Origin of the sequence: Methylobacterium sp. WL12, assembly GCF_008039475.1 — a bacterium.
GTDB classification, from domain to species: Bacteria; Pseudomonadota; Alphaproteobacteria; order Rhizobiales; family Beijerinckiaceae; genus Methylobacterium; species Methylobacterium cerastii.
In genome coordinates this window covers 109,181-133,758 of sequence record NZ_VRUW01000002.1, presented here as the reverse complement: position 1 = coordinate 133,758, position 24,578 = coordinate 109,181, and the positions used below count along the sequence as shown (strand labels likewise).

General features: G+C 70.5%; 20 protein-coding genes and 1 other RNA gene. 10 read left to right on the top strand and 11 right to left on the bottom strand.

Annotated elements, in window-relative coordinates; genetic code table 11:
* Nucleotides 1-244: 244 nt before the first annotated feature.
* Entirely contained in the window at nucleotides 245-775 is a 531-nt protein-coding gene (locus tag FV226_RS01730) for a DUF1465 family protein (RefSeq protein ID WP_147761544.1), read from the top strand.
* Nucleotides 776-874: 99 nt separating this feature from the next.
* Here the strand turns inward: FV226_RS01730 and rpmE are convergent, their stop codons facing one another.
* Nucleotides 875-1,120: a 50S ribosomal protein L31 gene (gene rpmE / locus FV226_RS01725; protein ID WP_147753167.1), complete on the bottom strand. Its 246-nt coding sequence runs from the start codon at nucleotides 1,118-1,120 to the stop codon at nucleotides 875-877.
* Nucleotides 1,121-1,431: 311 nt separating this feature from the next.
* On the opposite strand from rpmE, the gene FV226_RS01720 reads away from it, so the two are divergent.
* Together FV226_RS01720 and FV226_RS01715 are read left to right on the top strand one after the other, a co-directional pair.
* Complete coding sequence (locus FV226_RS01720) at nucleotides 1,432-3,276, top strand: ABC transporter transmembrane domain-containing protein (protein ID WP_147761543.1); 1,845 nt, start codon at nucleotides 1,432-1,434, stop codon at nucleotides 3,274-3,276.
* 84 nt (nucleotides 3,277-3,360) lie between these two features.
* A complete protein-coding gene (locus FV226_RS01715; protein ID WP_147761542.1) occupies nucleotides 3,361-4,383 on the top strand; it encodes a D-cysteine desulfhydrase family protein in 1,023 nt (340 codons plus the stop codon).
* Nucleotides 4,384-4,390: 7 nt separating this feature from the next.
* Here the strand turns inward: FV226_RS01715 and FV226_RS01710 are convergent, their stop codons facing one another.
* The 6 genes from FV226_RS01710 to FV226_RS01685 all read right to left on the bottom strand — a co-directional run bounded on the left by FV226_RS01710 (nucleotide 4,391) and on the right by FV226_RS01685 (nucleotide 9,692).
* Entirely contained in the window at nucleotides 4,391-5,404 is a 1,014-nt protein-coding gene (locus tag FV226_RS01710; protein WP_147761541.1) for a peptidoglycan -binding protein, read from the bottom strand.
* On the bottom strand, nucleotides 5,404-6,312 hold the full coding sequence (locus FV226_RS01705; RefSeq protein ID WP_246685584.1) for a MotA/TolQ/ExbB proton channel family protein: 909 nt from the start codon (nucleotides 6,310-6,312) through the stop codon (nucleotides 5,404-5,406). The genes FV226_RS01710 and FV226_RS01705 overlap by 1 nt, the downstream gene beginning before the upstream one ends.
* A gap of 250 nt (nucleotides 6,313-6,562) precedes the next feature.
* A complete protein-coding gene (locus tag FV226_RS01700; RefSeq protein ID WP_147753159.1) occupies nucleotides 6,563-7,381 on the bottom strand; it encodes a TIGR00282 family metallophosphoesterase in 819 nt (272 codons plus the stop codon).
* 2 nt (nucleotides 7,382-7,383) lie between these two features.
* Nucleotides 7,384-7,971 (bottom strand): 5-formyltetrahydrofolate cyclo-ligase, encoded by a 588-nt coding sequence (locus tag FV226_RS01695; protein WP_147753160.1) that lies wholly within the window; start codon nucleotides 7,969-7,971, stop codon nucleotides 7,384-7,386.
* Nucleotides 7,961-8,117, bottom strand: a non-coding RNA gene (gene ssrS / locus FV226_RS01690) — 6S RNA. The genes FV226_RS01695 and ssrS overlap by 11 nt, the downstream gene beginning before the upstream one ends.
* 63 nt (nucleotides 8,118-8,180) lie before the next feature.
* Nucleotides 8,181-9,692 carry a formyl transferase gene (locus FV226_RS01685; RefSeq protein WP_147761539.1) on the bottom strand — a complete coding sequence of 504 codons (1,512 nt, stop codon included), beginning with the start codon at nucleotides 9,690-9,692 and terminating at the stop codon, nucleotides 8,181-8,183.
* Nucleotides 9,693-10,001: 309 nt separating this feature from the next.
* On the opposite strand from FV226_RS01685, the gene FV226_RS01680 reads away from it, so the two are divergent.
* Nucleotides 10,002-12,104 carry an exopolysaccharide transport family protein gene (locus FV226_RS01680; protein WP_147761538.1) on the top strand — a complete coding sequence of 701 codons (2,103 nt, stop codon included), beginning with the start codon at nucleotides 10,002-10,004 and terminating at the stop codon, nucleotides 12,102-12,104.
* A gap of 76 nt (nucleotides 12,105-12,180) precedes the next feature.
* Nucleotides 12,181-13,449, top strand: a complete 1,269-nt coding sequence (locus FV226_RS01675) for a VpsF family polysaccharide biosynthesis protein (protein WP_147761537.1) — start codon at nucleotides 12,181-12,183, stop codon at nucleotides 13,447-13,449.
* Here the strand turns inward: FV226_RS01675 and FV226_RS01670 are convergent.
* Nucleotides 13,403-14,656 (bottom strand): cellulase family glycosylhydrolase, encoded by a 1,254-nt coding sequence (locus FV226_RS01670; protein WP_147761536.1) that lies wholly within the window; start codon nucleotides 14,654-14,656, stop codon nucleotides 13,403-13,405. The two genes, FV226_RS01675 and FV226_RS01670, sit on opposite strands and share 47 nt — an antisense overlap.
* A gap of 2 nt (nucleotides 14,657-14,658) precedes the next feature.
* Entirely contained in the window at nucleotides 14,659-15,882 is a 1,224-nt protein-coding gene (locus FV226_RS01665) for a DUF1972 domain-containing protein (protein ID WP_147761535.1), read from the bottom strand.
* Nucleotides 15,883-16,108: 226 nt separating this feature from the next.
* On the opposite strand from FV226_RS01665, the gene FV226_RS01660 reads away from it, so the two are divergent.
* The 3 genes from FV226_RS01660 (at nucleotide 16,109) to FV226_RS01650 (ending at nucleotide 19,756) form a co-directional block, all read left to right on the top strand.
* A complete protein-coding gene (locus FV226_RS01660) occupies nucleotides 16,109-17,269 on the top strand; it encodes a glycosyltransferase (protein WP_348644082.1) in 1,161 nt (386 codons plus the stop codon).
* 364 nt (nucleotides 17,270-17,633) lie between these two features.
* Nucleotides 17,634-18,629, top strand: coding sequence for a sterol desaturase family protein (locus FV226_RS01655; RefSeq protein WP_147761533.1), 996 nt, complete (start codon nucleotides 17,634-17,636; stop codon nucleotides 18,627-18,629).
* Nucleotides 18,626-19,756, top strand: coding sequence for a GNAT family N-acetyltransferase (locus FV226_RS01650; RefSeq protein ID WP_147761532.1), 1,131 nt, complete (start codon nucleotides 18,626-18,628; stop codon nucleotides 19,754-19,756). The genes FV226_RS01655 and FV226_RS01650 overlap by 4 nt, the downstream gene beginning before the upstream one ends.
* 21 nt (nucleotides 19,757-19,777) lie before the next feature.
* Here the strand turns inward: FV226_RS01650 and FV226_RS01645 are convergent, their stop codons facing one another.
* Nucleotides 19,778-21,085 (bottom strand): hypothetical protein, encoded by a 1,308-nt coding sequence (locus tag FV226_RS01645; protein WP_246685455.1) that lies wholly within the window; start codon nucleotides 21,083-21,085, stop codon nucleotides 19,778-19,780.
* A 490-nt stretch (nucleotides 21,086-21,575) separates the two neighbouring features.
* Between FV226_RS01645 and glp the strand changes: the two genes are divergently transcribed.
* The gene (gene glp / locus FV226_RS01640; protein ID WP_147761531.1) at nucleotides 21,576-22,826 is read left to right on the top strand and encodes a gephyrin-like molybdotransferase Glp; all 1,251 of its coding nucleotides are present in this window, start codon (nucleotides 21,576-21,578) and stop codon (nucleotides 22,824-22,826) included.
* 110 nt (nucleotides 22,827-22,936) lie between these two features.
* Nucleotides 22,937-24,211, top strand: coding sequence for an efflux RND transporter periplasmic adaptor subunit (locus FV226_RS01635; RefSeq protein ID WP_147761530.1), 1,275 nt, complete (start codon nucleotides 22,937-22,939; stop codon nucleotides 24,209-24,211).
* A gap of 6 nt (nucleotides 24,212-24,217) precedes the next feature.
* Here the strand turns inward: FV226_RS01635 and FV226_RS01630 are convergent, their stop codons facing one another.
* Nucleotides 24,218-24,574 (bottom strand): plastocyanin, encoded by a 357-nt coding sequence (locus FV226_RS01630; protein ID WP_147761529.1) that lies wholly within the window; start codon nucleotides 24,572-24,574, stop codon nucleotides 24,218-24,220.
* Nucleotides 24,575-24,578 lie beyond the last annotated feature (4 nt).

The window sequence follows — 24,578 nt, the reverse complement described above, 5'->3', positions numbered from 1 at the left end:
CGGCGTCGCGCTTCGGCCTTGATGTCGGGCGACATCTATCGCCGTGGCCATTCGTAGGCGTGTTCGCGAGCGCTTCGGTCTCAGCAATCGTGAGGCGGCGCCCGGGGTGCGCCGTTAAGGTTACCGTTGGGTTGTCGCGGCGCGCTCCCCGGATCGGCGCTAGGATTGCGGCACGGGTCGCTGAGACGCCGGACGCGTTCCGAGATGGGACGGCACCGGCTCCGGCAGCGACGCAGGAGGTAGGATGAACGGGTACGACGTCACGTTCCGGGACGAGCAGGACTGGGTCGACTTCGGCCGCACCTACGTCACCTCGGAAGCCTTCCGGACCCTGTTCCACGACGGCATGGCCCTGGTGGAGGAGACGGCCGCCTACCTCGATGGCGAAGGCCGCGACGAGTCGCGCCTGATCTCGCGGGACGCGACCTTGTCCTACGCCTCCGAGAGCATGCGCCTGACGACCCTGCTGATGCAGATCGCGTCGTGGTTGCTGGTCCAGCGGGCCGTCTCCGAGGGCGAGCTCACCGCGAGCCAGGCCCTGCAGGAGAAGAACCGGGTGCGGCTCGCCGCGACCGAGGCGCCGAAGGCCGAAAGCTTCACGCTGCTGCCGGTCCGGCTCCAGAACGTGATCCTGCGCGCGCGCCGCCTGCATGCCCGCATCCTGCACCTCGACGGGCTGATCTCGGACGACCGCCCGACGCCGGTCGCAGTCGAGAGCCCGGTCGCGGCCCAGCAGAACCGCCTGCGCTCGGCCTTCCCCGGCCTCCAGGCCTGACCGGCTCGGGCCGGAACGCAAAAAGGGCGGCACCGCGGTGCCGCCCTTTTCGTTTGCGCCCGGCGCGAGGCCGGGCATTCGATGACTACTTGCGTCCGACTACTTGCGGCCGACGAGGTTGCCGAAGCGCGAGGTGAAGCGCGAGACGCGGCCGCCGCGATCGAGCATCTTCTGCTCGCCGCCGGTCCAGGCCGGGTGCGTCAGCGGATCGATATCGAGGTTCAGGGTGTCGCCGTCCTTGCCGTAGGTCGAGCGCGTCCGGTACTCGGTGCCGTCGGTCATCACGACCTTGATGAAGTGGTACTCGGGGTGCACCGTCGCGCCGGTCCTCTTCTCTTTGACGATGGGCGCGGGGGCGGAATTCGTTTGGGCCTTTACGGCCGGACTCTTTGCCATGACGTGTCGTCCTCGACGGTGCACGAACTCCGGGAGCGCGGAGGGCGCGCCCGTAAGATCCGTGGGTTAAAACTCTGTGATCGGGCCGTTGCCACGAACCTCACGTTCGTGCGAACCGCTCATGCGATGCCGACGGCCCGTCTTGGCGGCCCGCGGCCATTGCACACGCGCAATCGGAAGAAGGCGCGCGTATACCGCAGGCTCCGGCCGCTCACAAGCACGCTTGTGGCGCGGACGAGGGACGAAACACCAGAGGCGTGATGGCCCGCAAGAAGAACCCGCCCGCCGAGGGTCGCGACAAGGCGCCGTTGAGCTCGCTCCGGCCGCTGATCCCCTTCGCGGCGGCCTATCGCGGGCGAATCGTCGCCGCCTTCCTGTCGCTGCTTGCCGCGTCCGGTGCGACGCTGACGGTGCCGATCGCCATGCGCCGGGTGATCGACCACGGTTTCTCGCCCGAGGGCGAGAGCATGATCAACGCCTACTTCCTGGCGCTGCTCGGCGTCGTCGCGGTGCTCGCCCTGTCGAGCGCCGCCCGATACTACACCGTGGTGACCCTGGGCGAGCGCGTGGTGGCGAACCTCCGCAGCGCCGTGTTCCGGCAGCTGACGCTGCTGGACCCGGCGTTCTTCGACAAGACGCAGTCCGGCGAGATCGTCTCGCGGCTCACCGCCGACGCGACGCAGGTCAAGGCGGTGTTCGGCGTCTCGATCTCGATCCTGCTGCGCAACCTGTTCCTGTTCGTTGGCGCGGTCGCGATGATGGTTATCACCAGCCCGCGCCTGTCGGTGCTGGTGCTGGTGGCGATCCCGCTGATCGTGTTCCCGCTGATCGTTTCCGGCCGCGGCGTGCGCCGCCGCTCGCGCGCCGCCCAGGACCGCCTCGCCGACGCCTCGGCCTACGCCGCCGAAGCCGTCGGCGCGGTGCGCACAATGCAGGCCTTCGGCATGGGCGCGGCCACCGCCGACCGCTTCGCTCAGGCCTCCGAGAACGCCTACTCGGCGGCTGGCGAATCGATTCGCGCCCGCGCACTGCTCACGGGCGTGGCGATCTTCCTGATCTCGGCCTCCGTCGTCGGGGTGATGTGGTACGGGGCCCAGGGGGTGCTCGCCCACACCATGAGCGCCGGGCAGCTGTCGCAGTTCGTGCTGTACGCGGTGTTCGGCGCGAGCGCGCTCGGCCAGCTCTCGGAGGTCTACGGCGAGCTCGCCCAGGCCGCGGGTGCTGCCGAACGCCTCGGCGAGATCCTGGCCGCCGTGCCGGCGATCAAGCCGCCGGCCGACCCGGTGCCGATGCCGGTGCCGGCCCGCGGCGCCGTCACCTTCGAGGCGGTGCGCTTCGCCTACCCGACCCGCGACACCACCGCGGCCCTCGACGGCTTCGCCTTCGCGGCGGCGCCGGGCGAGCGCATCGCCATCGTCGGGCCCTCGGGGGCCGGCAAGAGCACGGTGCTGCAGCTGCTGTTGCGCTTCTACGATCCGCAATCCGGTCGGGTGCTGGTGGATGGCGTCGACATCGCCCGCGTCGACCCGGAGGCCCTGCGCGCCCGCATGTCGCTGGTGCCGCAGGACCCCACGGTGTTCTCGGGCTCGGTCGCCGAGAACATCCGCTACGGCCGCCCGCATGCGAGCGACGCAGAGGTCCACCGCGCCGCCGAGCTGGCGCATGCCGACGGCTTCATCCGCGCCCTGCCCCAGGGCTATGGCACACCGGTGGGCGAGCGCGGCGTGACGCTGTCCGGTGGCCAGCGCCAGCGCGTCGCCATCGCCCGCGCGATCCTCAAGGATGCGCCGATCCTGCTCCTCGACGAGGCGACCTCGGCGCTGGACGCCGAGAGCGAGCGCGCGGTGCAGTCGGCGCTGGACGGGCTGATGCGCGGGCGCACGACCCTGGTCATCGCCCACCGCCTCGCCACCATCCGCGCCGCCGACCGCATCCTCGTCCTCGACGAGGGCCGCATCGTCGAGGAAGGCACCCACGAGAGCCTGCTCGCCCAGGGCGCGCTCTACGCGCAGCTCGCCGCGCTCCAGTTCACCGACGCGCTCGACGAGACTGCGCGGGGCAAGGAGCCGCGGGTGCGCGGGGTGAGCGTCTCAGCCGGCGAGTAGCGCCTTCGCCGAGTCGCCCTTCGAGCGTTCGCCCCGGGGGCTTTCCTGGTTCGTCGCGGCGACGCGATGCGCTAGATCGATGGCATGAGCCTCGACCTCGACCGCTTCCCGCGCCTTGCGCTGGTCCCGCATCCGACGCCGATCCAGCCGCTCAACGGGCTCTCGTCGGCCCTCGGCGCGGCGCTGAACGGCGTCCGCCTCTTCATGAAGCGCGACGACATCGCGTATGTCGGCGGGGGCGGCAACAAACTCAGGAAGCTCGAGTTCCTGCTGGGGGCCGCGCGCTCCGATGGCGCCGACACCGTCATCACGGTCGGCGCCCTGCAATCCAACCATGCGCGCCTGACGGCCGCGGCGGCCGCGCGTGAAAACTTCGCCTGCGAGCTTTTCCTCACGCGCACCGTCCCGCGGACCGACCCGGACTACACCGGCAACGGCAACCGCTTCCTCGACGACCTGTTCGGCGCCAGCGTCCACGAGTTGGCCGGCGACGCCGATTCCCTGGCGGCAGCCGAGGCTCGCGCCGCTGCGTTGCGGGCAGAGGGCCGGCGCGTCCAGGTGTTCCCGTCGGGTGGATCGAGCGCGGTCGGCAGCCTTGGCTACGTGGCGTGCGCCGAGGAGATCGTCGCGCAATCCGAGGCGATGGGTGTCACCTTCGCCCACATCATCACCGCCAACGGCAGCGCGGGGACCCATGCCGGCCTCGCCGCCGGGCTGTTCGCGATGGGGCGCGATGCGAAGCTTGCGAAATCCTACGCTGTGCTGGCGACGCAGGAGCAGGCCGAGGCCGAGACGCTGGCCAAGGCCAACGCAACCCTGGCGCTGCTCAAGCCCGGCGCGACGCTGGACCCGTCCGACGTCGTGGTCGATGGCAGCCATCGCGGTCCGGGCTACGGCATCCCGACCGACGCGATGCGCGAGGCCGTCCGGCTGATCGCACGCACCGAAGGCGTGCTGCTCGATCCGGTCTACAGCGGCAAGGCCTTCGCCGGGCTGCTGCACGACATCCGGGCGGGTCACTACCGGCCGGGCGATGCGGTCCTGTTCCTGATGACCGGTGGCGTGCCGGGGCTATTCGCCTATCCGAGCGCGTTCGCCGAGGGCTGAGCGACCGTCAGCGCTCGGTCAGCTTCATCTCGATGCGCCGGTTCTTGGCGTAAGCTTCCTCGGTTGTGCCGGCATCGAGCGGCTGGAACTCGCCGAAGGCGCCGGCGAGCAGCCGCTGCGGCGGCAGCCCCTTGCTGGCGAGGTACTGGACCACGGCGATGGCGCGCGCGGCCGAAAGCGACCAGTTCGAGGGGAATTGCGCGCTGGCGATGGGCCGCGCATCGGTGTGGCCGTCGACGCGCAGGACCCAGGGCAGGTCGGAGGGGATCTGCTTGGCGAGGTCGAGGATCGCCCCGGCGATCCGATCGAGCTCCGGGCCGGCCTCCGGCTTGAGCGAGGCGGAGCCCGCCGGGAACAGCACCTCGGATTGCAGCACGAAGCGGTCGCCGACGACGCGGATGTCGGTGCGGTTGCCGAGGATCTGGCGCAGGCGCCCGAAGAAGTCGGAGCGGTAGCGCGCGAGCTCTTGCACCTTCTGCGCGAGCGCGACGTTCAGCCGGCTGCCGAGGTCGGCGATCCGGGCCTGGCTCTCGCGGTCCCGGCTTTCCGAGGCTGCCAGCGCATCCTCCAGGGCTGCGAGCTGGCGCCGCATCGCGCCGATCTGGTCGTTGAGCATGTCGATCTGCGACTGCGCCCGGCCGGCGGCGCTCCGCTCGGCCTGTAGCTGCTTGTCGAGGTCGCCTGCCTGGCCGCGATGCGCGGCGGACGCAGCGACGTCGGCGCGGGCACGGTCGCGCTCGGCCTCGGCGGCGAGCAGGGTGTTACGCAACGCCTGCACCGTCTCCTCCTGGCCGCGCCGGTTCGAGCGCTCCAGCGCCAGGAGGTCGGTGAGGTCGACGATCTGGCGGTTGAGCTTGGCCAGCACGGTGTCGCGCCCGGTCAGCTCCTGCGACAGGAAGAACTGGCCGACGACGAAGATCGTCAGCAGGAACACCACCGACAGCAGCAGCGTCGCCAGCGCGTCGACGTAGCCCGGCCAGACGTTGACGCTGCGGTCGCGGCGGACGAGACGAGAGGCCATCAGGCCCGCTCGCGTCCGAGCCGGTCGAGCACCTGCTTCATCTCGCGCTCGCGGCCGGCCTGGGCCTCGACCCAGTCGCGGATCATCTGCTGCTCGGCGCGCATATGCTGGACGAGGCCCTGGATGCCCTCGGCGAGGTTGGTCATCGCCTGGGTCGCCGCGCGCCCGTTCGCGCCCTCCGATACGACGGCGGTGAGCCGCTCGACCGCCTCTGTCAGCGCCTCGGCCGCCGCGGGCTCCGGGTGCGCCTGGACGAGGGCGGGTGCGGCCGCCCCCTCGCCCGAGACCAGCCAATCCTCTAGCTCGTTGTGGAAGCGGGCGTGGGCCTGCCCCGCCTGCAGGTCGAGGAAGCCGGTGATCAGCGAGCTCGCCAGGCCGAACAGCGACGCCGAGAACGCCAGCCCGATGCCGCTCAAGGGGACGGCGAGCCCGTTCTTCAGCTCGTCGAACATCACGCTGGCTTCGCCGCCGCCGCGCATCGACTTGATCACCGAGCCGACCGCGGAGAGCGTGTCGATCAGGCCCCAGAACGTGCCGAGCAAACCGAGCAGGATCAGGATGCCGGCGATGTAGCGCAGGATGTCCCGGCCCTCGTCGAGGCGCGCGGCGACGGTGTCGAGGAACGGGCGGACGCCGGGAAGCGTCGCGCCTTCGCGCCGGGCCTGGATCGCCGGCACCAGCGGGACGACGAGGCTCGGCGGGCGCTTGGCCGCCTCGCCGGACGCGACGGCGTTGACGTAGGACGCCTCGCGGTAGAGCCGGATCACCTGCCCGAAGGCGAGCAGCACCGCGATCAGCAGCACGCCGAGGATCAGTCCGTTCAGGCCCGGGTTGGCCTGGAAGGCGGGGGTGATCTGCCGGAACAGGATGAAGGCGAGGAAGCCGACCAGGATCAGGAAGACCAGCATCCGGACCAGGTAGATGCCCGGCTTCGCGATCGGCCTCGTGGTCGGCCCCTCCGCCCTCGGGGCGGCGGGAAACGCGGTGTCGGAACGGGCGGCCATCGGTCGCGACTCTTCGGCAGGTGACGCGAGGGGAAGGTGACGCGAGGCCGTCTCCCCAAGATGATCGGCGGCCTCGATCGAACAGGCCGGCACTGTGGCGTCAGGCTCCGGTGCGATCAAGCCGCGCGACTGTCGTTCCCGGCGTTCGAAGCCGCTAATCCCAGTCCCGAGGCCAGGTTTCCTCAAGGTGAGGCCCGAGGCGCACGGCCGAGACCCGCACGGCGAGGCCGGCGGCGTTGGTCTCCACGGCGATGCCGCAGAGCGTCCCCTCCCCTTGCGCCGTCTCCAGGCGGGCGCCCGGCGTCTTCTGCAGGAAGCGGCGCAGCGGCTCCTCCTTCTGCATGCCGAGCACCGAATCGTAGTCGCCGCACATCCCGGCATCCGTCAGGTAGGCCGTGCCGCCGGGAAGGATGCGGTGGTCGCCGGTGGGCACGTGGGTGTGGGTGCCGACGACGAGGCTGGCGCGGCCGTCGAGGAACACGCCGAAGGCCTGCTTCTCGCTCGTGGCCTCGGCATGCACGTCGACGATCACGGCGTCGGCGGCCTCGCCGAGCGGGCAGGCGGACAACTCGCGTTCGACTGCGGCGAAGGGGTCGTCGAGCGCGTCGATGAACAGCCGCCCCATCACGTTGACGACGAGGATGCGGGCGCCGGCGCGGGTCTCGACGATGGTCGCGCCGCGGCCCGGCGTGCCGGGCGGGTAGTTCGCCGGCCGCACGAGCTTGGGCTGCCGGGCGATGAAGACCAAGGCCTCGCGCTGGTCGAAGGAATGGTTGCCGAGCGTCACCGCGTCGGCGCCGGCCCCCAGGATCTCGTCGCAGATCGATTCGGTTATGCCGAACCCGCCGGCCGCATTCTCGCCGTTGACGACGACGCAATCGAGCCGCCAGCGCTCGCGCAGGGACGGGAGCCGGTCGGTGACGGCCTTGCGGCCGGGGCGCCCGACTACGTCGCCCAGGAAGAGGAGGCGCATCGTCAGAGGTCTTTGCTCAGGGGAACGAAGCCGGCCTCGGTGACGAGGTGGTCGAGGGGGCGGTCGTGCGGCTCGGCCGGGACCCGGTCGATCTCCTGGACCGAGAAGGCGATGCCGACGGTGAGCACCGGCCCGTTCCGCGAGAGCCGGGCGATCGCCTGGTCGTAGTAGCCGCGGCCGTAGCCGATGCGCTGGCCGCGCCGGTCGAAGGCCGCCAGCGGCACGATCAGGGCTGTGGGGTCGAGGGCCGGCAGGTCGTCGCGCGGTTCGCTGAGGCCGAAGCGGCCGGCGACCAACGCCTCGCCGGCGCGCCACTCGCGGAACACCAGCCCGTCCGGCGTCACCTTCGGCAGGGCGACCCGCTGCCCTCGGGCGAAGAACCGCTCGATCAGCGGGTGCGGATCGACCTCGCTGCGGATCGGCCAGAACGCGCCGACGAGGGCGGCGTCGGCGAGGCCGTCGACCGTCAGAACGTGCTCGGCGATCGCAAGCGATCCGGAGCGCCGGGCATCCGGGTCGAGGGCGTCGCGCCGGGCGAGGGCTTGGCCGCGCAGGGCGGCCTTGTCGGAGGAAGTCGAGTGCGGAGCCACGTGAGCCGTTGGAGGATCGATCCCGGGAAACCTACAGTGTAGGTGGGCGCCGTGTTGACCAAGTCCAGGGACGAGGCCAGGGACAGCTCCCGGGGGAGTCGATAAGGCCCCGGGGAAAGTGCTCCTGACGGACTCTGCAGCCCCGCACAACCCATGTAGCGGTGCGACCCCCGTCGCGCCAGGGGTCGGCGGCGCCGGCTCCTGCGATTTCAGCGGCCGAGCATCGTGCGCAGCCGCGGCGAGCGCGCCGAGCCGTCGATGCATTCCAGCCTGGCGGACCGGTTCAGGGTGTGGAGGCGCGTGCCGGGCCAGGCCGGGCCGGCGGTGAGCCGGGTCTCGACCGTCTGCGCGTAGCCGTCGGCGTCCAGGCGGTCGATCCGCGCGAGCGCGAGGGCGCGGCCGTAGCCCTCGGTGCAATCCTGGATCGGTCGGATCAGCGCGCCGCCGCGCGCGACGATGCGTCCGGCCGGACGCGCCGAGGCGACGTCCACCAGCACCGGGTTGTGGGCGTGCGGCGTCCAAGGCCCGCGGAAATCCGGGGCCGACCAGAGGTGGAGCGCATCCGAGTAGGAGCCGCTGCCGAGCGCCGCCCCGAGCGGCGCGTCGCGGACCGTCGCGAACATCCACCACAGGCCGCCGTGCTCGACGAGCGTCGCGTCGCTGGCCACCACTCCGGACACCAGCGTCGCCTCCTTCACCCAACCGCCGGGGAAGGCGGTGGCGCGGTAGAGCTCGATCGTGCCGGCGCTGCCGGTCTCGGGCACCATCCAGGCCTCGCCGTCGCGCACGAAGACGAACGGGTAGGACAGGTGATGCGCCTCCTCCAGCACCGGCACCGGCACGCCGATCGGCCCATCGGACCCGACCCGAACCGCCGAGACGATGCCCTTGGCCAGAGCGTGAACGTAGTCCTCGACGAACAGCCAGGTCTCGCCGCGATGGTCGAGGGGGAACGGGTCGGCGTAGAAGCGCCGGCCGTCGTCGGGCAGCGTGGTCCAGCCGGCGTCGGGGTGGCGGCGCAGGTCGATCACATCCGGCGAGCCGGCGAGCCGGCGCCAGCCGACCCGCCAGTGCGGGGCATGGTAGCAAAGGTGATACAGCCGCTGCGCGATCGCGTGGGCGAGGATGCGCCCGGTCCGCGCCAGGATCTCGCGGGCGGGAAGCTCGGCCGGCGGCGCGTCGGCGTCGGCTCGGATGGGGCTCGGCTCGCGGCGCCCGGCGACGGCGGCCGACAGCAGCGACACCGTGCGGAACAGCGCGTCGTCGAAGGAAGTCAACATCACGCCGCGACGCTCGGTGCCGGTGCGGCCCGACGCGACGACCCGGCTTCCGTCCGAAAGTGCGATCCCCGGTGCCCGCCCGTCCAGCAGGCTGGCGAGGAGGCCCGCCTCGCCGGCGCAACCGTCGAAGGTCAGCCGCCAGATCGCATCGGCCGCCTCGGATTCGACGTCGCCGCAGAGGTCGAGGATCAGGTCCGGGCGGGCGCGCCCCGCCTGCGGCCAAGCCGACAGGTCGGCGGGCGCCGAGGCGCCCGAGCGCGGCAGGCGGTGGATCAGCGATTCCAGGGAGAACAGCAGGTCGGCGTTGGCAGGCCATACGTCCGACCCGGGGCGGGCATCGATCTCGATCGCCTCGACGCCGGGCAGGCCGGCGACCCGGCGGAGCAGCTGCGCCTGCCAAAGCCGCGGCCTCCGACCATCGAGACGCAACCTCAGACGCATGCCGCCGACCGATCTTTCTGGGACATGCCCTCGAACGCAGCGTGGGCGCTGGACGGGATCGGCGTCCAGCGCCAATCCCGGATGCCCGACGCGACCCGCCATCGCGATCTATCACTAACTTTGTAACCGAGACGATAACCGGAAAAACAGAGCGGGCGGCTGATCTAGATTAACCCTCGCCGCAAGAATCGATCCCAGAAGCTGCGCCCCTACGCAGTCTTGAGGGATTTTCATTCACTTGCGCGCAACTTGCACTGTCAGGTCGCACGTCCATAAAAACGACCCCATTCGAGACGACGGTGTCCGACGGTGGAACAGCTGAACAGAAACCTCGCCGTCTCGGCCTGGATGGAGCCGATGGTGCCCGAGCGCGCCGCGCCGTCCAAGCCGGAGACGACGGCCGAACTCGGCGACCTGTGGCGCATCCTCGCCCGACGCTGGAAGATGATCCTCGGCACGGCCGCCGTCCTGGGCCTGGCGGCGCTGGCCTACGCCGTCGTGACGCCCTCTCTCTATACCGCGACCGCGCAGCTCCTGATCGACCCGAGGGACCGCATGGTGGTGACCAACGACATCAACCCCGGCGCGCTCGCGCCCGACGGCGGCGTGACGCAGGTCGAGAGCCAAGTCCGCGTGATCGAATCCGACACCGTTCTGTCGCGCGCCATCGCCGAGACCGGGCTCGACAAGGATCCCGAGTTCGGCGCGGCCAAGGGCGGAGCCGTCGCGGGCGCCGTCCGCTCCCTGCGCGAGCTCGTCACCGGGCCGCAGCCCGAACGCCTGGTCGACGCCCGCGGCCAGTCCCTCGACCGGCTCCGGCGCAAGCTCGCTGTGAAGCGCGCCGACAAGGTCTTCGTCGTCGACGTCATCGTCACGACCACCGACCCGGACAAGTCGGCCCGGATCGTCAACGCCATCGCCAAATCCTACCTCTCCGACCAGAGCGAGGCGCGGGCCGAGGGTGCCAAGCGCGCGGCGGGCGAGCTGCGCGGCCGCCTCGACGACCTGCGCGCTGCGGTCAACCAGGCCGACATGCGGCTCGAGGACTACAAGGCGAAGAACGGGCTGATCGCATCGAGCGGGCGCCTCGTCGGCGAGCAGCAGCTCACCGACAGCAACGCCCGCGTCGTCGCGGCCCGCACCCGCACGGCCGAGGCCCGCGCCCGTCTGCAGGGCGTCAAGGATGCCCGCGGCCGGCCCTTCGCCGCCGGCGCGACGCCGGAGGCGATCCAATCCTCGGTGATCGACCGCCTGCGCGGCCAGTACGCCGAGCTCGCGAGCAAGGAGGCGGACCTGCGCACCAACCTCGGCGAGCGGCACCCCTTCATCGCCGCGACCCGGGCGCAGATGCAGGACGTGAAGCAGCTGATCGACAGCGAACTCGGGCGCATCGCGCAAGCCGCGGAAGCCGAATACCAGCGGGCGCAGGCCAACGAGCGCACGCTCACCGCGGACCTCGAGAAGCTCCAGAAGCAATCCGCCGTCAGCGCGCAGTCGAGCATCCGCCTGCGCGAGTTCGAGCGCGACGTGGAAGCGAGTCGCTCGGTCTACAACAACTTCCTGGTGCGCTCGCGCGAGCTGAAGGAGCAGACCGGCATCGACACCACCAACGCCCGCGTCATCACCTGGGCGCGCCCGCCTGCCGATTCGTCATGGCCGCCGCGGCTGTTCCTGGTGCTCGCCGCCTCCCTCGCGGGCCTCGGCCTCGGCACCGGCTTCGCCCTGGTACGGGAATATGCCGAGCCGACGGTGCTGTCGCAGCGCCAGCTCGAACGCCTGTCGAACGCGCCGGTCGTCGCGACCCTGCCGCGCCTGCGCCGGGGGGGCGACGGCGCCAGCGCGTCGGTGGCGGGCTTCACCCTCGACCACCTGCACGAATCGGCCGAGGGCGGCCGCTCGATCAGCATCCTCGTCACCTCCGGCGAGGCGGAGGACGCCGACCGCAAGGCGGTGATCGACCTGCTCGCCTCCGTCGCCGTCGCCCGCGGCGAGCGCGTGTTGATCGTCGACGCCGACATGCGCATCGATGATTCGCAGGTCGGCGGCCTCCTCGACGTCTTGCGCGGCGAGCAGAGCCTGAACGCCGTCGCCCGCCTCGACCCGGCCACGGGCGCGCGCCGGATCGGCATGGGCGACGCGCAGAAGCCGGTGCGCGACGCGTTCCTGCGCACCAACGTCGAGCGTTTCCTCGCCGGGGTGAAGGGGCGCTACGAGCTGGTGATCCTCGATGGCGGCGTGCTCTCCGAGAACCTGCGGATCGGGCCGGTCGCGGCCGCGGCGGACCGCCTGCTGCTGATCGTGCGCAACGGCGCCACCCGCCAGCGCGACCTCCTGAACCTCGTCGGCACGTCGGAAGCCCTAGGGCGGCCGGTCTCGGGCTCGCTCCTGCTCGATGCCCGCGCGGCGAGCTGAGGCGGCACCCGTGACCCGGGCCTATCGCTCCGCAGCGACAGGCGGCTCCGTCCGCCGGACGCCGCAAGCGTTCCCGTTGCCGTCGCTCGTGGGGTTCGAATCCTGGGCCTTGGTGGCGCTGGCGCTCGTCACCTGGGGCCTGTCGGGTGGGATGCTCTGGGTGCTGGGCATCAACTACGACGGCATCACCGGCTCGGCGGCGCAGAAGGTCCACCCGGCGAGCTATCTCGCGGTCCTTCTGTTCGGCTGGACGATGCTGCGATCCGGCAACCCGGTGATCGCGGTGGCGGCAGCCGGCGAGCGGCGGCCGGCTAGCACGCTGCTCTGCCTCGTCGGATTCGGTCTGCTCGCCTTCATCGCTTCACGCAACGGCACTGGGCTCGCCGGCTCGATCGACACCTACGTGCTCACCGGCCTCGTCGTGATCCTGATGGCCGACCGGGACGCGATCACCATGCGACGCGTGGAGATCGCGGTGCACGCGGTGATGGTCACGAACGCCTTGCTCGGCCTCTTCGAGTTCGCAAGCGGCCAGCGCTTCTTTCCGTTCCGCATGGACGGGCAGGCCTTCGACACCGACACGCGCTCGGCCGCGCTGCAGGGGCATCCCCTGTCCAACGCGACGCTGACCGCCTGCTACATCCTGGCGCTGTTCAACGGCGGCGGCCGGTTGCGGCCGACGACGCGGGCCGGGTTCATCGTCCTGCAGCTCGTGGCCTTGATCACCTTCGGCGGACGCTCGGCCACGGTGGTGACGCTGGCCTTCGGCAGCGTCTTCGCGGTGGTCGCCCTGAACCGCGCCCTGCGCAACGGACGGGTGCCGCTGCTCGGCGCGGCGATCGCCGCCTTCGGGCTGACCATGGTGCCGATCGTGGTCGGCGGCCTCGCCGTCGGCGGCTTCTTCGACGCGCTGCTGGAGCGCTTCGTCTCGGACGGCGGCAGCGCCAACGCCCGGGTCGAGATGTTGGCGATCTTCGACGCGATCCCGTTCCGCGACCTGCTCGTTGGGCCTGACCCGTCGGTGGTCGACACCCTGCGCCGGATGTACGGGCTCGAATGGGGCATCGAGAACCCGATCGTGCGCAGCCTGCTCTACAACGGCGTCGCGATGACGGTGCTGCTCATCGTCGCCATCGCGCTGTTCCTCTACGAGGTGGCGCGCCAGTGCCGGCACGGTGTGTTCCTGCCGATCCTCGCCTTCGTGGTGCTGATCAACACGTTCGAGAGCATCGGCGGCAAGACGACCATGCTCGCCAAGTTCGCGCTGATGCTGCTGGTGCTCTACCCGCGCCGACCGGTCATCGCCTCGGCGTCCCCGGCATCGCCAAGCCGAGCGCCGCGATGATCGCGGGATCGATCCGGTGGGCGTCGTCCATTAGGCCGAGCCCGTCGAACAGGTTCCAGAACGCCCAGGCGAAGCCCGCCGCCTCCGCCGCCTCGCGCACGTCGCGGATGTAGCGGGCGCGGTCGGGCGCACGCGAGGCGACGTAGTGCGCATCGCTCTTCAGGGCGCCGAACTCGCCCATCAGGATCCGCCCCGGCGGGATGCCGTAGAGGTCGGCCCAGGTGCGGATGTCGACGAGGTTGCGGTCGAGGTAGCCGCGGTCCGGGTCGGCGGCGAAATACTCCTTCAGCTTCGCCTCGGTCACGGCGTAGGCCGCCGCCTTGTCCGTCTCCGAGGTTTGGGCGTCGGCGCGCATGCGGGCTCGGACCGCCGCGAGAGTCTCCTCCAGTTTCCCGGCGCGGGCCGGCCAGGGCACGTCGTTCAGCGCCCGGTAGATCGGCTCGTCCTTCATCCACGGCGCGCCCTGGTGCGAGAACAGGTACGGCTCGTAGAAGTGGAAGGTGAAGAGCACGGGGTCCAACGCGGTAAAGGCCGCGGGATCGAGTGCGGTCAGGCCCGCGCCCATGCCGCCGCAGGCGCCGGTCGCAACCAGCGTCAGGGACGGCGCCGCCTTTCGCGCGGCGCCGAGGAGGGCCTTCTGCACCCGGTTCCAGGCCACCGCCCCGCAGGCCTGCGGAGGCTCGTTGACCGGTTCCAGTGCGATGCGGCCGGGCGCCCGGGCGCCGAAGCGCCGCGCCAGCTCGACGACCACGTCGCGGTAGGCGGAAAATAGCGGCGCTGTCGCCGAGCCGTAGAACCGGTCCGGGGTGTAGTGGTGCGTCGCGGCGTTGGCCTGGACGTTCAGCACCAGGGAGAGCCGGCTCGCGAGGATCAGGTCGACCGCCTCGGACAGGATGCCGAACAGCCGCTCGCGTTGCGCCCCGGCAAGGGCGGCGAACGGGCCGGGATCGATCGGCAGGCGCACGAAGTCGAACCCCGCTTCGGCCAGCCGGCGCAGGTCGTCGGCATTCGGCACCGGCCGGTCGGGCTGGAACGGCGGCCAGGCGTAGTCGGTGCGCGGCGCCAGGAACTCCTGTGTCAGCGAGAACCAGGGCCACAGGCTGATGCCGCGGCGCAGGACCAGCGGCTCGGGCGGCGCGGCCCTGGCCGGACCGGCGAGCGTCAGCGCCACGGCGCCACCGATGACCGCACGGCGGTTCGCATCCATCGTCAGGCGACCCCGTCCGCCGCCGTCACTCTCGGGCTTCCCTCGACGGGATCAGGAACATCGACGCCGAGGGGGCGCGTCCCGTCCGAAACCGGCTCGGAGGATGGCGGGTAGCCGCCGAGCCGGCGCACCTCTCGCTCGTAGGCGGCGAGGATGTCGCCCCACGAAAAGTCGGCCGCCCGCCGCCGGGCCGCCGTCCGGGCCGCGGCGAGGGCGGCGGCGTCGCCGAGCACCGTCTCGATCGCGCGCGCACAGCCGTCCACGTCTGCAAAGTAGAGCTGGCCCTCGCCCGCGGTGCCGCGGTTGAAGGCGTTGTCGTGCGCGATGACCGCGTTGCCGGCCCACAGCGCCTCGACCAGAGAGGGGTTCGTGCCGCCGACCGTGTGACCGTGGAGGTAGGCGCGGGCGTGATGGCGCAGCGCCTGGACCGTCTCGGCCTCGTAGATCGCTCCCGGAAAAATCACGCCCTCCCCTGCCGCGGCCCGCAGCGCCCGATGGTAGGCGTTCTCGGGATCGAGGGTTCCCAGCACCACCAGCTTGGCAGGGCGCGGCGCGCGTGAGAACGCCTCGACGAAGGTCAGGATGTTGTTGTCGGGCTCGATCCGGGCGATCGAGACCAGGAACCCGTCCGGTTCGAGCCCGAGCGCCCGGATCGGCGCCTCGCTCGTGGCGCGGATCGGGTCGCCGCCATACGGGATCGTGGTGATCGCGTTTCGCGGGCGGCGGGTCGCGAGGTGGTCGGCGATGGCCGGGTGGTCCGCGATCAGGCGGTGCGAGCTCCAGGCCGCGATCCACTCGCTGATCCAGAAGAACGCCCGCACCGCCGCGGACCATTTCGGGCGGCGCCACTCGATCCCGTCCATGTTGGTCAGCACCTTCGCGCCGCGCAAGCGGAGATAAGGCAGGAACACAGCCCCGTTGTAGCCGAGCACAAGGCAGACGCCGCCTCGCGCGGCGGCGTCGTGCGCGCACAACGCGTCGAAGGCGAGCGTCGCCGCCGGGCCGGTGCTGGCGACCTCCACGGTGATCAGGTCGACCCCCCGCCAGACCGAGGTCGAGACACGCTGCCCGACCGTCTCGACCTCCCGCTGGCAGTAGACGCCGACGCGCCAGCCACGTGCGGCGAGATGCAGGGCGAGCCGTTCCGCGAACGTCTCGAAGCCGCCATGCGCCGCAGGGATGCCGCGCGTTCCAAGAATAAGGATCGCCGGCGCAAGTTCCCGCATACGCATACCCCTTCCGATTTCAATCGAGTTACGGTATGTCATCAGAATTACTAACGAATTCTCTTATGATTACAACCCATAGTTGTTGTAATAGAAGTGTGTTCAACTTATGCGTTTTCAATCAGTACTTCGAACCGGGTTGTCCATCACGGACGGGAATGTTTCTCCGGCTGGCGGGTTCCTCTCGGCACGTGAGGGGGGCGGCGCCGTGCGGTGCATCACCTGCGTGCATCAGGGCTACGAGCTCTATGGATCGGATCGCAGCTTCTGCGAAACGGTGCGGACGATCCGCGAAGCCTATCCGCAGGCCTGGATCGACGTGGTGCTGCCGAAGGCCGGCCCGATCGTCGCCTCGCTCGAAGGCGCCGCCTCGCGGATCGTGATCGAGCCGATCTGGGTGCTGCGCCGGCGTAACCTCCTGCGCCTCGCGACGCTCGGCATGGCGGCTCTTCCCTTCGCGGTCGCTCGGGCGCTCCGGCGCATCCGCGCGAGCGATCTCGTCTACGTGAACACCACGGTGGTGGCCGACTATCTGCTCGCCGCGCGGCTCTTGCCCGGCCGCACGGTGGTCCACGTCCACGAAATCCCGGAGGGCGCGACCCTGACGGTGCTGCGCAGCCTGATCCGCTGGAGCCGGGCGAACATCATCTTCAACTCGCGCGCGACCCAGGCCGCCTTCGCGATGCCGAAGGATGCGACCGCGCGCGTGGTCTACAACGGGATCGCCGGCCCGGCCGTGCCCAACCCGGCCCGCTACGACGGCAGCCGGCCGCTTCGCCTGCTGATGCTCGGGCGGATCAGCCGGATCAAGGGCCAGGAGGTCCTCGTCGAGGCGATCCGTCAGCTGCCGGATGCGGTCCGGTCGCGGGTCGAGCTGAAGATCGTCGGCAGCGCCTTCGAGGACGACGCCCGCGAAGCTGCGCTCGCGGCGCAGGTCGCGGAGGCAGGCCTTTCGCGCCAGGTCACCTGCTCGCCCTTCGTCGCCGACCCCGATTCGCTCTACCGATGGGCGGACGTGGTGGCGGTGCCCTCGCAACTGCCCGAGTCGCTCGGCCGCGTCGCGATCGAGGCCCTGGCCTACGGCATCCCGCCGCTCGTCTCCGGGATCGGCGGGCTGACCGAGATCGTCGAGGACCGGGCGACCGGCTGGGTCGTGCCGCCGGGCAGCGCCGAGGCGCTGTCGCGCACCCTCGCCGAAATCGTGACCCGTCCCGACCTGTGGCGCGATTATCCCGCAGCTGCCCGCGCCCGCTACGAGCGCATCTTCGACGAGAAGCTCGCGGCCGAGGGCATCGCGGCGATGCTGCGCCTCACCCTTCAGCGCGAGCCCGCCCGCGTGCGCGACGCCCGCGCCCCCGCCGACGCCGCCTCGAAATCCGCCGGCTGACAGTCAGCGAAGTCGGTTGCGCAAGCTGCCGTCACCGGCGCCGGCGCAACGATCCGTTATCCAAACTTCGGTTTCCCGGCCGGCCCGTTTGATCGGTCAAGGAACTGGGAACGGAACGAGAGCTTGAGGATACGGTCGAGCTTACACTGTCCGGTAAGTCCTTCGTAGGTATTCTTCTGCGAATGTTTTGCCGTGCGTCGTTCCATCGAACGACCGCACGTTGTATTGCTGTCCCTCATCGCCGCAGACCGCAACCCGCGGTGGCGAACGTCATACGATCTAGCCGGGGCGCACGCGCGCGCCGGTCTTCCGTACTTCGACCTGCAAGCGGCCGACCGGTCGCCGCGGGCATGAGAGATGGGATATGATCAGCACCTTCATCGAGGAAATCCTCGACCGCATCTCCGCCGCGAACCTCCTAGCAGCCGGCCTTCTACTGGCGACCGCCCTCGGTTGCGCGGTGATCGCGTATTGGCGGACCGTGGAGGAGAAATCCTTCGCCGAGTTCTTCGAGTTCATCCTGCCGCACGAGGTGATCACGCACCCGTCCGCGCGGGCCGACCTGCTCTTCTACATTACCCGGAAGGCGATCATGCCCTTCCTGCTGATCCCGGCGGGCGTCACCTTCGTGGTCGCGGTCGGCTACGCCACCAACAAGGTCGTCGGCACGCTGTTCGGAATCGATGCGCCGCTGATGGGTGGATCGCCGGGGCCGATAACGGTCATCGTCTTCACCGTGACGATGCTGCTCGCCTACGACATCTCGTACTATCTCTACCACACGGCCCAGCACCGCTTCCCATTCTTGTGGGAGCTGCACAAGGTCCACCACTCCGCGGAAGTGATGGTCGGCATCACCAAGGATCGCGTCCACCCGCTCGACGAGCTCATGAATCGCGCCTGGGACGGCGTCATCCCGGGAATCTGCTTCGGACTTTGGACGCTGATCGCCCTGAATCCGGTGGAGGTGACTGTGTTCGGCGTGAACGTCTACATCATGCGCAACATCCTGATGATGGACTTCGTCCGGCACACGCACTTCAAGATCTCGTTCGGGAAGCTGAACAACCTGATCCTGTGTCCGCACTGGCACCAGCTGCACCACAGCACCAATCCGCGGCACTACGACAAGAACTTCGGGCTGCTGTTCTCGTTCTGGGACCGGGTCTTCGGGACCTTGTGTGTGCCGGAGCCGAACGAGAGCTTCAAGTTCGGCCTCGTGGACCGCGACGTGCGCGACTACCAGTCGCTGAAGGGCCTCTACATTCTGCCGTTGAAGAAGATGTGGCTCGTGATCAAGCGGCGCCTGCGGCCGCGCGGCCCGGCCGCGATCTCATCCCATAAAGGGGTCCAGCCGTGAGCGCCGAACGTTTCGAGATCGTCCGCACCGCCGAGCGGCTCGCCGCCGTCGGCCCGGCCTGGGCCGCGTTGTGGCGCGAATCCGGCGCGCTGGTGTTCCAGAGCCATGCCTGGATCGCGGCATGGTGGGCGACGGTGCCCGACCGCGAGCGCCGCGCCCTGCAGGTCGTGCTCGCCTGGCGCGGCGAGACCTTGGTCGCGGTCCTGCCGATGGCGACCTGTCGGCGTAAAGGTCTGCGTCTGCTCGAATGGGCGGCCAAGGACCACACCGATTACGGCGACGCCCTTCTCGTTGGCGACGATTCCGGCCTCGTCCGGCGGATGTGGGCGCACCTCTCGTCTGCGGGCGGGTTCGACCTCGTCTACCTCAACCGCCTGCTTCCCGGCGCAAAGGCGCGCGCGCTGCTCGAGCCGGCCGCCGCAGCAGGCGTGCGCCTGCGTCCGAACCATCGCAGCGATGTGAGCTTTCGCGTCGCCGGCGACTGGCCGACCGGCGAGGCCTGGATGGCCTCGCAATCGAAGAAGACCCGTCAGAATTACCGCCGCGGCCAGAAGTTCATCGGCGAATCCGGCACCCTGCGCTTCCGCCTGCTGCCCCCCGACGAGCCGATGGAGCCGGTGCTGCTTCGGCTGGCCGACCTGAAGCGCAAGTGGCTCGCCGGCAACCAGCTTGAATCGAACCTCTACGACGAGGGCTCGCTGGCACTTCCCGCGCTGGTCCGGGTGCTGGCCGAGACCGGCCTGCTGCGGGCCTTCGTGCTCGAATGCGACGGCGTCGTCGTCGCCGTGTCGATCAACTTCGTCCAGGCCGGGACGATGATGGCGTTCGTCACCACCTACGATCCGGCCTTCGAGCGCGGCTCACCCGGCATGGTCCTGATGATGGACTACATCCAGTGGTCGATCGACCAGGGCCTGCACACCGTCGACTTCCTGTGCGGGGCCGAGGCGTTCAAGAGCCGCTTCGCCACCACCAGCGTCACCCTCGACGCCTTCATGGGACGCAGGACCCTGCCGGGCGCGGCGGCGATGATGCTCGATTCCTGGAACCTCGTGGTCCGCGACATGCGCCGCCGGACTGTCAAGCCGGCGCCTCCGCAGGTCGCCGCGGCCAGCGAAGCGGCCTGAAACCGCGCTTTCAACGCCCGCTTAAGCGCCGGCCGGCGGCGCGGCGGCCCCGACGACACGGTGCGCCGCCGTTCGGACACGTCCGTCCGGGTGGCGCGACCGGTCGCGGAAGGCTTTCGCCGACCACAGGGCCGTGACGCATTCCGAGACCGCGAGCCCGATCAGCGCGAAGGGCGGCGCCATGGTGAGCAGCAGCGGCACCATGATCAGGAAGCCGACGACGGCGCTGACCAGCGCGCCGGCGGCGATCACCCGGAAGGCGGCCGACGCTTCGAGGAACGCCCGCGGAATCGCGTAGAGCAGCGCCATCGTCACCACGCACCAGACTCCGAAGCCGATGCCCGCCATCGGCTCGTGGGAAAAGCGCCCCTTGAAGAGGTGGCTCTCGATCATCGGCAGTGCCGCCCACATCGCCGCGCCGTAAGCGAAGCAGGCGAGCCCGATCAGGGCCGTGCTGCGCAGGACGAGGCGCCGCGCCTCGCGCCGCCGACCCGCGGCGAGCAGCGCCGAGATCTCCGGCAGGACCATGTTGTTGAGGGCGTTGGTCGGGATGCGCAGTGGCGCGAACAGAACCAGGGTCGCGGCGATCGGCGCATAGGCCGCGGGTCCGGCGAGCACCGCGAACAGCAGCGTCAGCCCCTGCCCCTGTACGGTGGTGCCGGTGACGCCGAGGAGCGACCAGGCCAGCGGCCGCCAGATGCCGGCGTAGCGCCGCCGCACGCTGGCGCGGAACGAGACCCGGACGGGACGCCCGAGAGCCGCCAGCGCCACGGCGATCCCCATGGCTTGCGCCCCCGCGATGCCGAGGAAGGCGTGCTCGAGCAGGGCCTCGTCGCTGGACTGAAGGAACGCGACCAGGCCCAGCCCGCAGGCGGCGTAGACGATGTCGCTCGCGCCCGCGACCCAGGGCTTTTGACGCGCGAGCAGCACGATCCGCAGGTAGCTGCGAAACGCGTAGAGCCCGACGAAGGCGCCGCCGGCGAGCGCCGTGACGCCGATCACCGGCGCGAGCCCGATCGAGACCGCGCCCGCCATCAGCAGCGCCACGGCGGTCGCGCCGGAGCCGAACACCATGTCGTGCCCGCGCTCGGCCGGGCGCCCGAGGCTGCGCGACAGGAACAAGGTCGCCGGTACCCCGACCAGGGCGCGGATATAGGTGACGCCGACCGCGCCGATCGTGAAGACGATCGCGAACAGCCCGTATCCGTGCGCCCCGAGCTCGCGCACCAGCACGATGTTCAGGACGAAATGGAAGAGGCTCTGGATCAACTCGCCGGACAGGATCACGGCGAAGCGTCGGCCGAAGCGCCCGATGTCCGGCCGTTTCATGCGGGCCGGCTCCGAACGAAGCCGACCATTGCGTTCAACGAAGGAATAGGGAGTTCGACCAGAATGTGTGTCAAAATGTTTCCGCATCTACGCTCGATATCGGCATGATGAAGTAAGATTTTCTTTAGGATATCTCTTAGTTTGAACCGATCGCCAACCCATCGCAGGCGCCGGAATTGGCTGCATCGACACCCGGACCGAACCCTGTTGCTTGTTGCGCAACGCACCATACGGGTGGATGGCGCAAAGGTTTCTCTCGGCCGACTACGCACGTAGCTTGCGACGCCTGGCGCTTGCCAGGCCGAAGAGCGGGCGTGCGACGATGTCGGGGACGCGCTTTGGTTCCCGTGGGGCTTGATCGGACGGCTGCGATGCCGCAAGCCCGGCCTCCATCGTTCGACCGGCCGCCCGTGACGCCTCGCGCAGCACCCGATTTTCCCGCCCGAACCGGTCCGGCGCCATCGGCCGCGCGGCACGGAGACGACGCGCGATGACGCGCCTCAGCGACGATTGCTTCGATCCCTCCGCGCCGGTGATGTCCGTCGCCGAGGCGGCGGCGACGATCTTGGCGCGCTTTCCGGTGGTGGCCGGCGTCGAGTCCGTCCCGTTGTCCCGCGCCGACGGCCGCATCGCCGCCGCGGATATACTCGCGGAGATCGACGTCCCGCCCTTCGACAACGCGGCGGTGGACGGCTACGCGGTGCGCTTCTCCGATTTGTCCGAAGCCGGGCCGACGCGGCTGCCGGTGCGTGGGCGCCTGCCCGCCGGCGCCGCGCCCGCGCCCCTCGATGCGTCCGCTGCCGACCGGATCTTCACCGGAGCGGCGATGCCCGCGGGCGCCGACACGGTGTTCATGCAGGAGGACGTCGCGGTCGTCGCCGACGGCGTCGCGCTGCCCGCCGGCATCGTGCGCGGCGCCAACCGCCGCCCGGCCGGCGAGGACATCGCCCGCGGTAGCGTGGCGATCCCGGCCGGGCGACGGTTGCGCCCGCAGGACCTGGCGCTTGCCGCCGCGATCGGCCGCGGCGACCTGCCCGTTCGCCGCGCGCTGCGCGTTGCGGTGTTCTCCACGGGCAACGAGTTGACGGAGCCCGGCGGCCTGCGCGCCGCCTCCGGCATCCACGACAGCAACCGCGTGATGCTGATCGCCCTGCTGCGGCGCCTCGGGGCCGACGCGACCGACCTCGGCATCCTGCGCGACGAGCCCGCTTCGCTTGCGGCGGCCTTGCGCGCGGCGGCCGAGTCCCACGACCTGATCCTGACTTCCGGCGGCGTCTCGGTCGGAGAGGAGGACCACGTGAAGGGGGCGGTCGCCGCCGCGGGGTCGCTCGCGTTCTGGCGCCTCGCGATCAAGCCCGGGCGTCCGGTGGCGGTGGGAATGGTCGCCGGGACGCCCTTCGTCGGACTTCCGGGAAACCCGGTGGCGGCCTACGTCACCCTCGCCTTCGTGGTCAGGCCGCTGCTCGACCACCTCGGCGGGGCGGTGCACGAGCCGGCTTTGGGCGTGCCGGTCCGGTCCGCCTTCGCGCTCTCGCGAAAATCCGGCCGGCGCGAGTTCCTGCGCGTCTGCGTGACGCGCGCCGCCGACGGCGCCTTCGAGGCCGCCCTATTCCCGCGCGGGGGCTCGGGCACCATCACCTCGCTCACCGGCAGCGACGGCCTCGCCGACGTGCCCGAGCCCGTCACCCGCATCGAGCCCGGCGACACGCTCGCGTTCCACCCCTATCCGACCCTGTGGTGATCGCCGGATCGTCGGCGATGCGGCGCCGCGAGCGCTAGGCCGGCACCGCAAGGCGGGGTATCGTAGTGTGTGTGCCGGCATCGTTGCTGCCGACGGAAGGCGAGAGCGTCATGAAGCCCCACGCCGCGGTGAGCGACGTTCCCCCACCGCCGGGCAAGCGCCCGTTCCTCCTCGTCGGGCTGGTCGCCGCCGGCCTGCTCGGCTGGGGCGGCTACGGTCACTGGAAGCAGGCGGCCGCCGCCACCGAAACGCAGCGCAAGGTGCGCGATGCAGTGCCGCGGGTGCGCATCGCCGCCGTCGAGCGCAGCGACAAGCCGGTCGACCTGACGCTGCCCGGCGACATCCAGGCTTTCGCCCGCGCCGCGATCTTCGCCCGCGCGACCGGCTACGTCGCCGAGCGCCGGGTCGACATCGGCTCGCGGGTCAAGGCCGGCGACATCCTGCTCCGGATCGCGGCCCCCGAACTCGACCAGCAGCTCGCCCAGGCCGAGGCGCAGTCTGGGCAGATGCGGGCGCAACTGCTTCAGGCCAAGGCGCAGGTCGACCAGGCCCGCGCCAACGTCAACCTCGCCAACCTCACCAACAACCGCACCTCGACGCTGGCGACCCAGGGCTGGGCCTCGCGCCAGAACGCCGACAACTCGCAAGCCGGCGTGCTCAGCCAGGGCGCGACGCTCGCTGCGGCCGAGGCCGGGGTGAAGGTCGCCGAAGCCAACATCAAGGCGCAGGACGCCACGGTCGACCGCCTGAAGGCGCTCACCGGATTCAAGGACGTGGTCGCGCCCTTCGACGGCGTGGTCACCACGCGCAGCGTCGACGTCGGCGACCTGGTGAAGGCCGACGGCAGCGGCACGCCGCTGCTCGGCATGGACCGCGACGACATCGTGCGTATCAGCGTGAACGTGCCCCAGAACGCCGCCATCGGCGTGAAGAAGGGCGTCGAGGCCTCGATCAAGGTGCCGCAAATCCCGGACCGGACGTTCTCGGGCCGGGTCGAGCGCAGCTCCGTCGCCCTGCTCAGCGCGTCGCGGACGCTGACTACCGAAGTCGACGTGCCGAACCCCGACGGGGTCCTGCGCGCCGGCCTCTACGTCTACGTCACGCTGCAGATCCCGCGCCCGGAGCCGGCGGTGATCGTTCCGGCGGAGGCGCTGGTGTTCAACCAGCGCGGCACGCAGGTCGCGGTGGTCGGCGACGACGACCGGGCCGAGTGGCGCGCGATCCACGTGAAGCGCGACTTCGGCACGACGATCGAGATCGACCAAGGCTTGACCGGGCAGGAGCGGATCGTTCTCGGGCCGCCCGCCGACCTTCGCGACGGGCAGCGGGTGATCCGCGACGGCGGCCAGGGCGAGGCCAAGCCGGTCCAGGCGGCCGCCCGCTGAAGGCGGTTAGTTCACCCGGACGATGAGCTTCATCTTCGGGTGGATGCCGCAGAGCACGACGAAGGTGCCGTTTTTCTCGAACGTCACCGGCGTGCGGCTGCCGGGCACCTGGTCGCCGGAATCGAAGTTGAAGGCGTCCGACTCGATGTAGATGTGGTGCAGCAGGTCGCTGTCGTCGTTGACGATGGTGATCGTGTCGCCGCGCGTGATGACGAGGCTGTTCGGTTGGAACGCCCGCCCCTTCTGCGAGACGAGGTGCCCGCTCGCCTCCAGCCGGCCGACGAAGACGACGCCGGCGAGAAGGCCGGCGACAAGGGCCGTCGCTGTGGCCGCGAACGGACTTCGGAAAACGCGGCCGACCATCGAT

Bases quoted from the DNA above. Each gene is read 5' to 3' on its own strand.
- FV226_RS01685 (WP_147761539.1), bottom strand. From the start codon at position 9,692: ATGCGTCTGAGGTTGCGTCTCGATGGTCGGAGGCCGCGGCTTTGGCAG.
- FV226_RS01635 (WP_147761530.1), top strand. From the start codon at position 22,937: ATGAAGCCCCACGCCGCGGTGAGCGACGTTCCCCCACCGCCGGGCAAG.
- glp (WP_147761531.1), top strand. From the start codon at position 21,576: ATGACGCGCCTCAGCGACGATTGCTTCGATCCCTCCGCGCCGGTGATG.
- FV226_RS01655 (WP_147761533.1), top strand. From the start codon at position 17,634: ATGATCAGCACCTTCATCGAGGAAATCCTCGACCGCATCTCCGCCGCG.
- FV226_RS01630 (WP_147761529.1), bottom strand. From the start codon at position 24,574: ATGGTCGGCCGCGTTTTCCGAAGTCCGTTCGCGGCCACAGCGACGGCC.
- FV226_RS01665 (WP_147761535.1), bottom strand. From the start codon at position 15,882: ATGCGGGAACTTGCGCCGGCGATCCTTATTCTTGGAACGCGCGGCATC.
- FV226_RS01715 (WP_147761542.1), top strand. From the start codon at position 3,361: ATGAGCCTCGACCTCGACCGCTTCCCGCGCCTTGCGCTGGTCCCGCAT.
- FV226_RS01645 (WP_246685455.1), bottom strand. From the start codon at position 21,085: ATGAAACGGCCGGACATCGGGCGCTTCGGCCGACGCTTCGCCGTGATC.
- FV226_RS01730 (WP_147761544.1), top strand. From the start codon at position 245: ATGAACGGGTACGACGTCACGTTCCGGGACGAGCAGGACTGGGTCGAC.
- FV226_RS01720 (WP_147761543.1), top strand. From the start codon at position 1,432: ATGGCCCGCAAGAAGAACCCGCCCGCCGAGGGTCGCGACAAGGCGCCG.
- FV226_RS01710 (WP_147761541.1), bottom strand. From the start codon at position 5,404: ATGGCCTCTCGTCTCGTCCGCCGCGACCGCAGCGTCAACGTCTGGCCG.
- FV226_RS01700 (WP_147753159.1), bottom strand. From the start codon at position 7,381: ATGCGCCTCCTCTTCCTGGGCGACGTAGTCGGGCGCCCCGGCCGCAAG.
- FV226_RS01705 (WP_246685584.1), bottom strand. From the start codon at position 6,312: ATGCTGGTCTTCCTGATCCTGGTCGGCTTCCTCGCCTTCATCCTGTTC.
- FV226_RS01670 (WP_147761536.1), bottom strand. From the start codon at position 14,656: ATGGATGCGAACCGCCGTGCGGTCATCGGTGGCGCCGTGGCGCTGACG.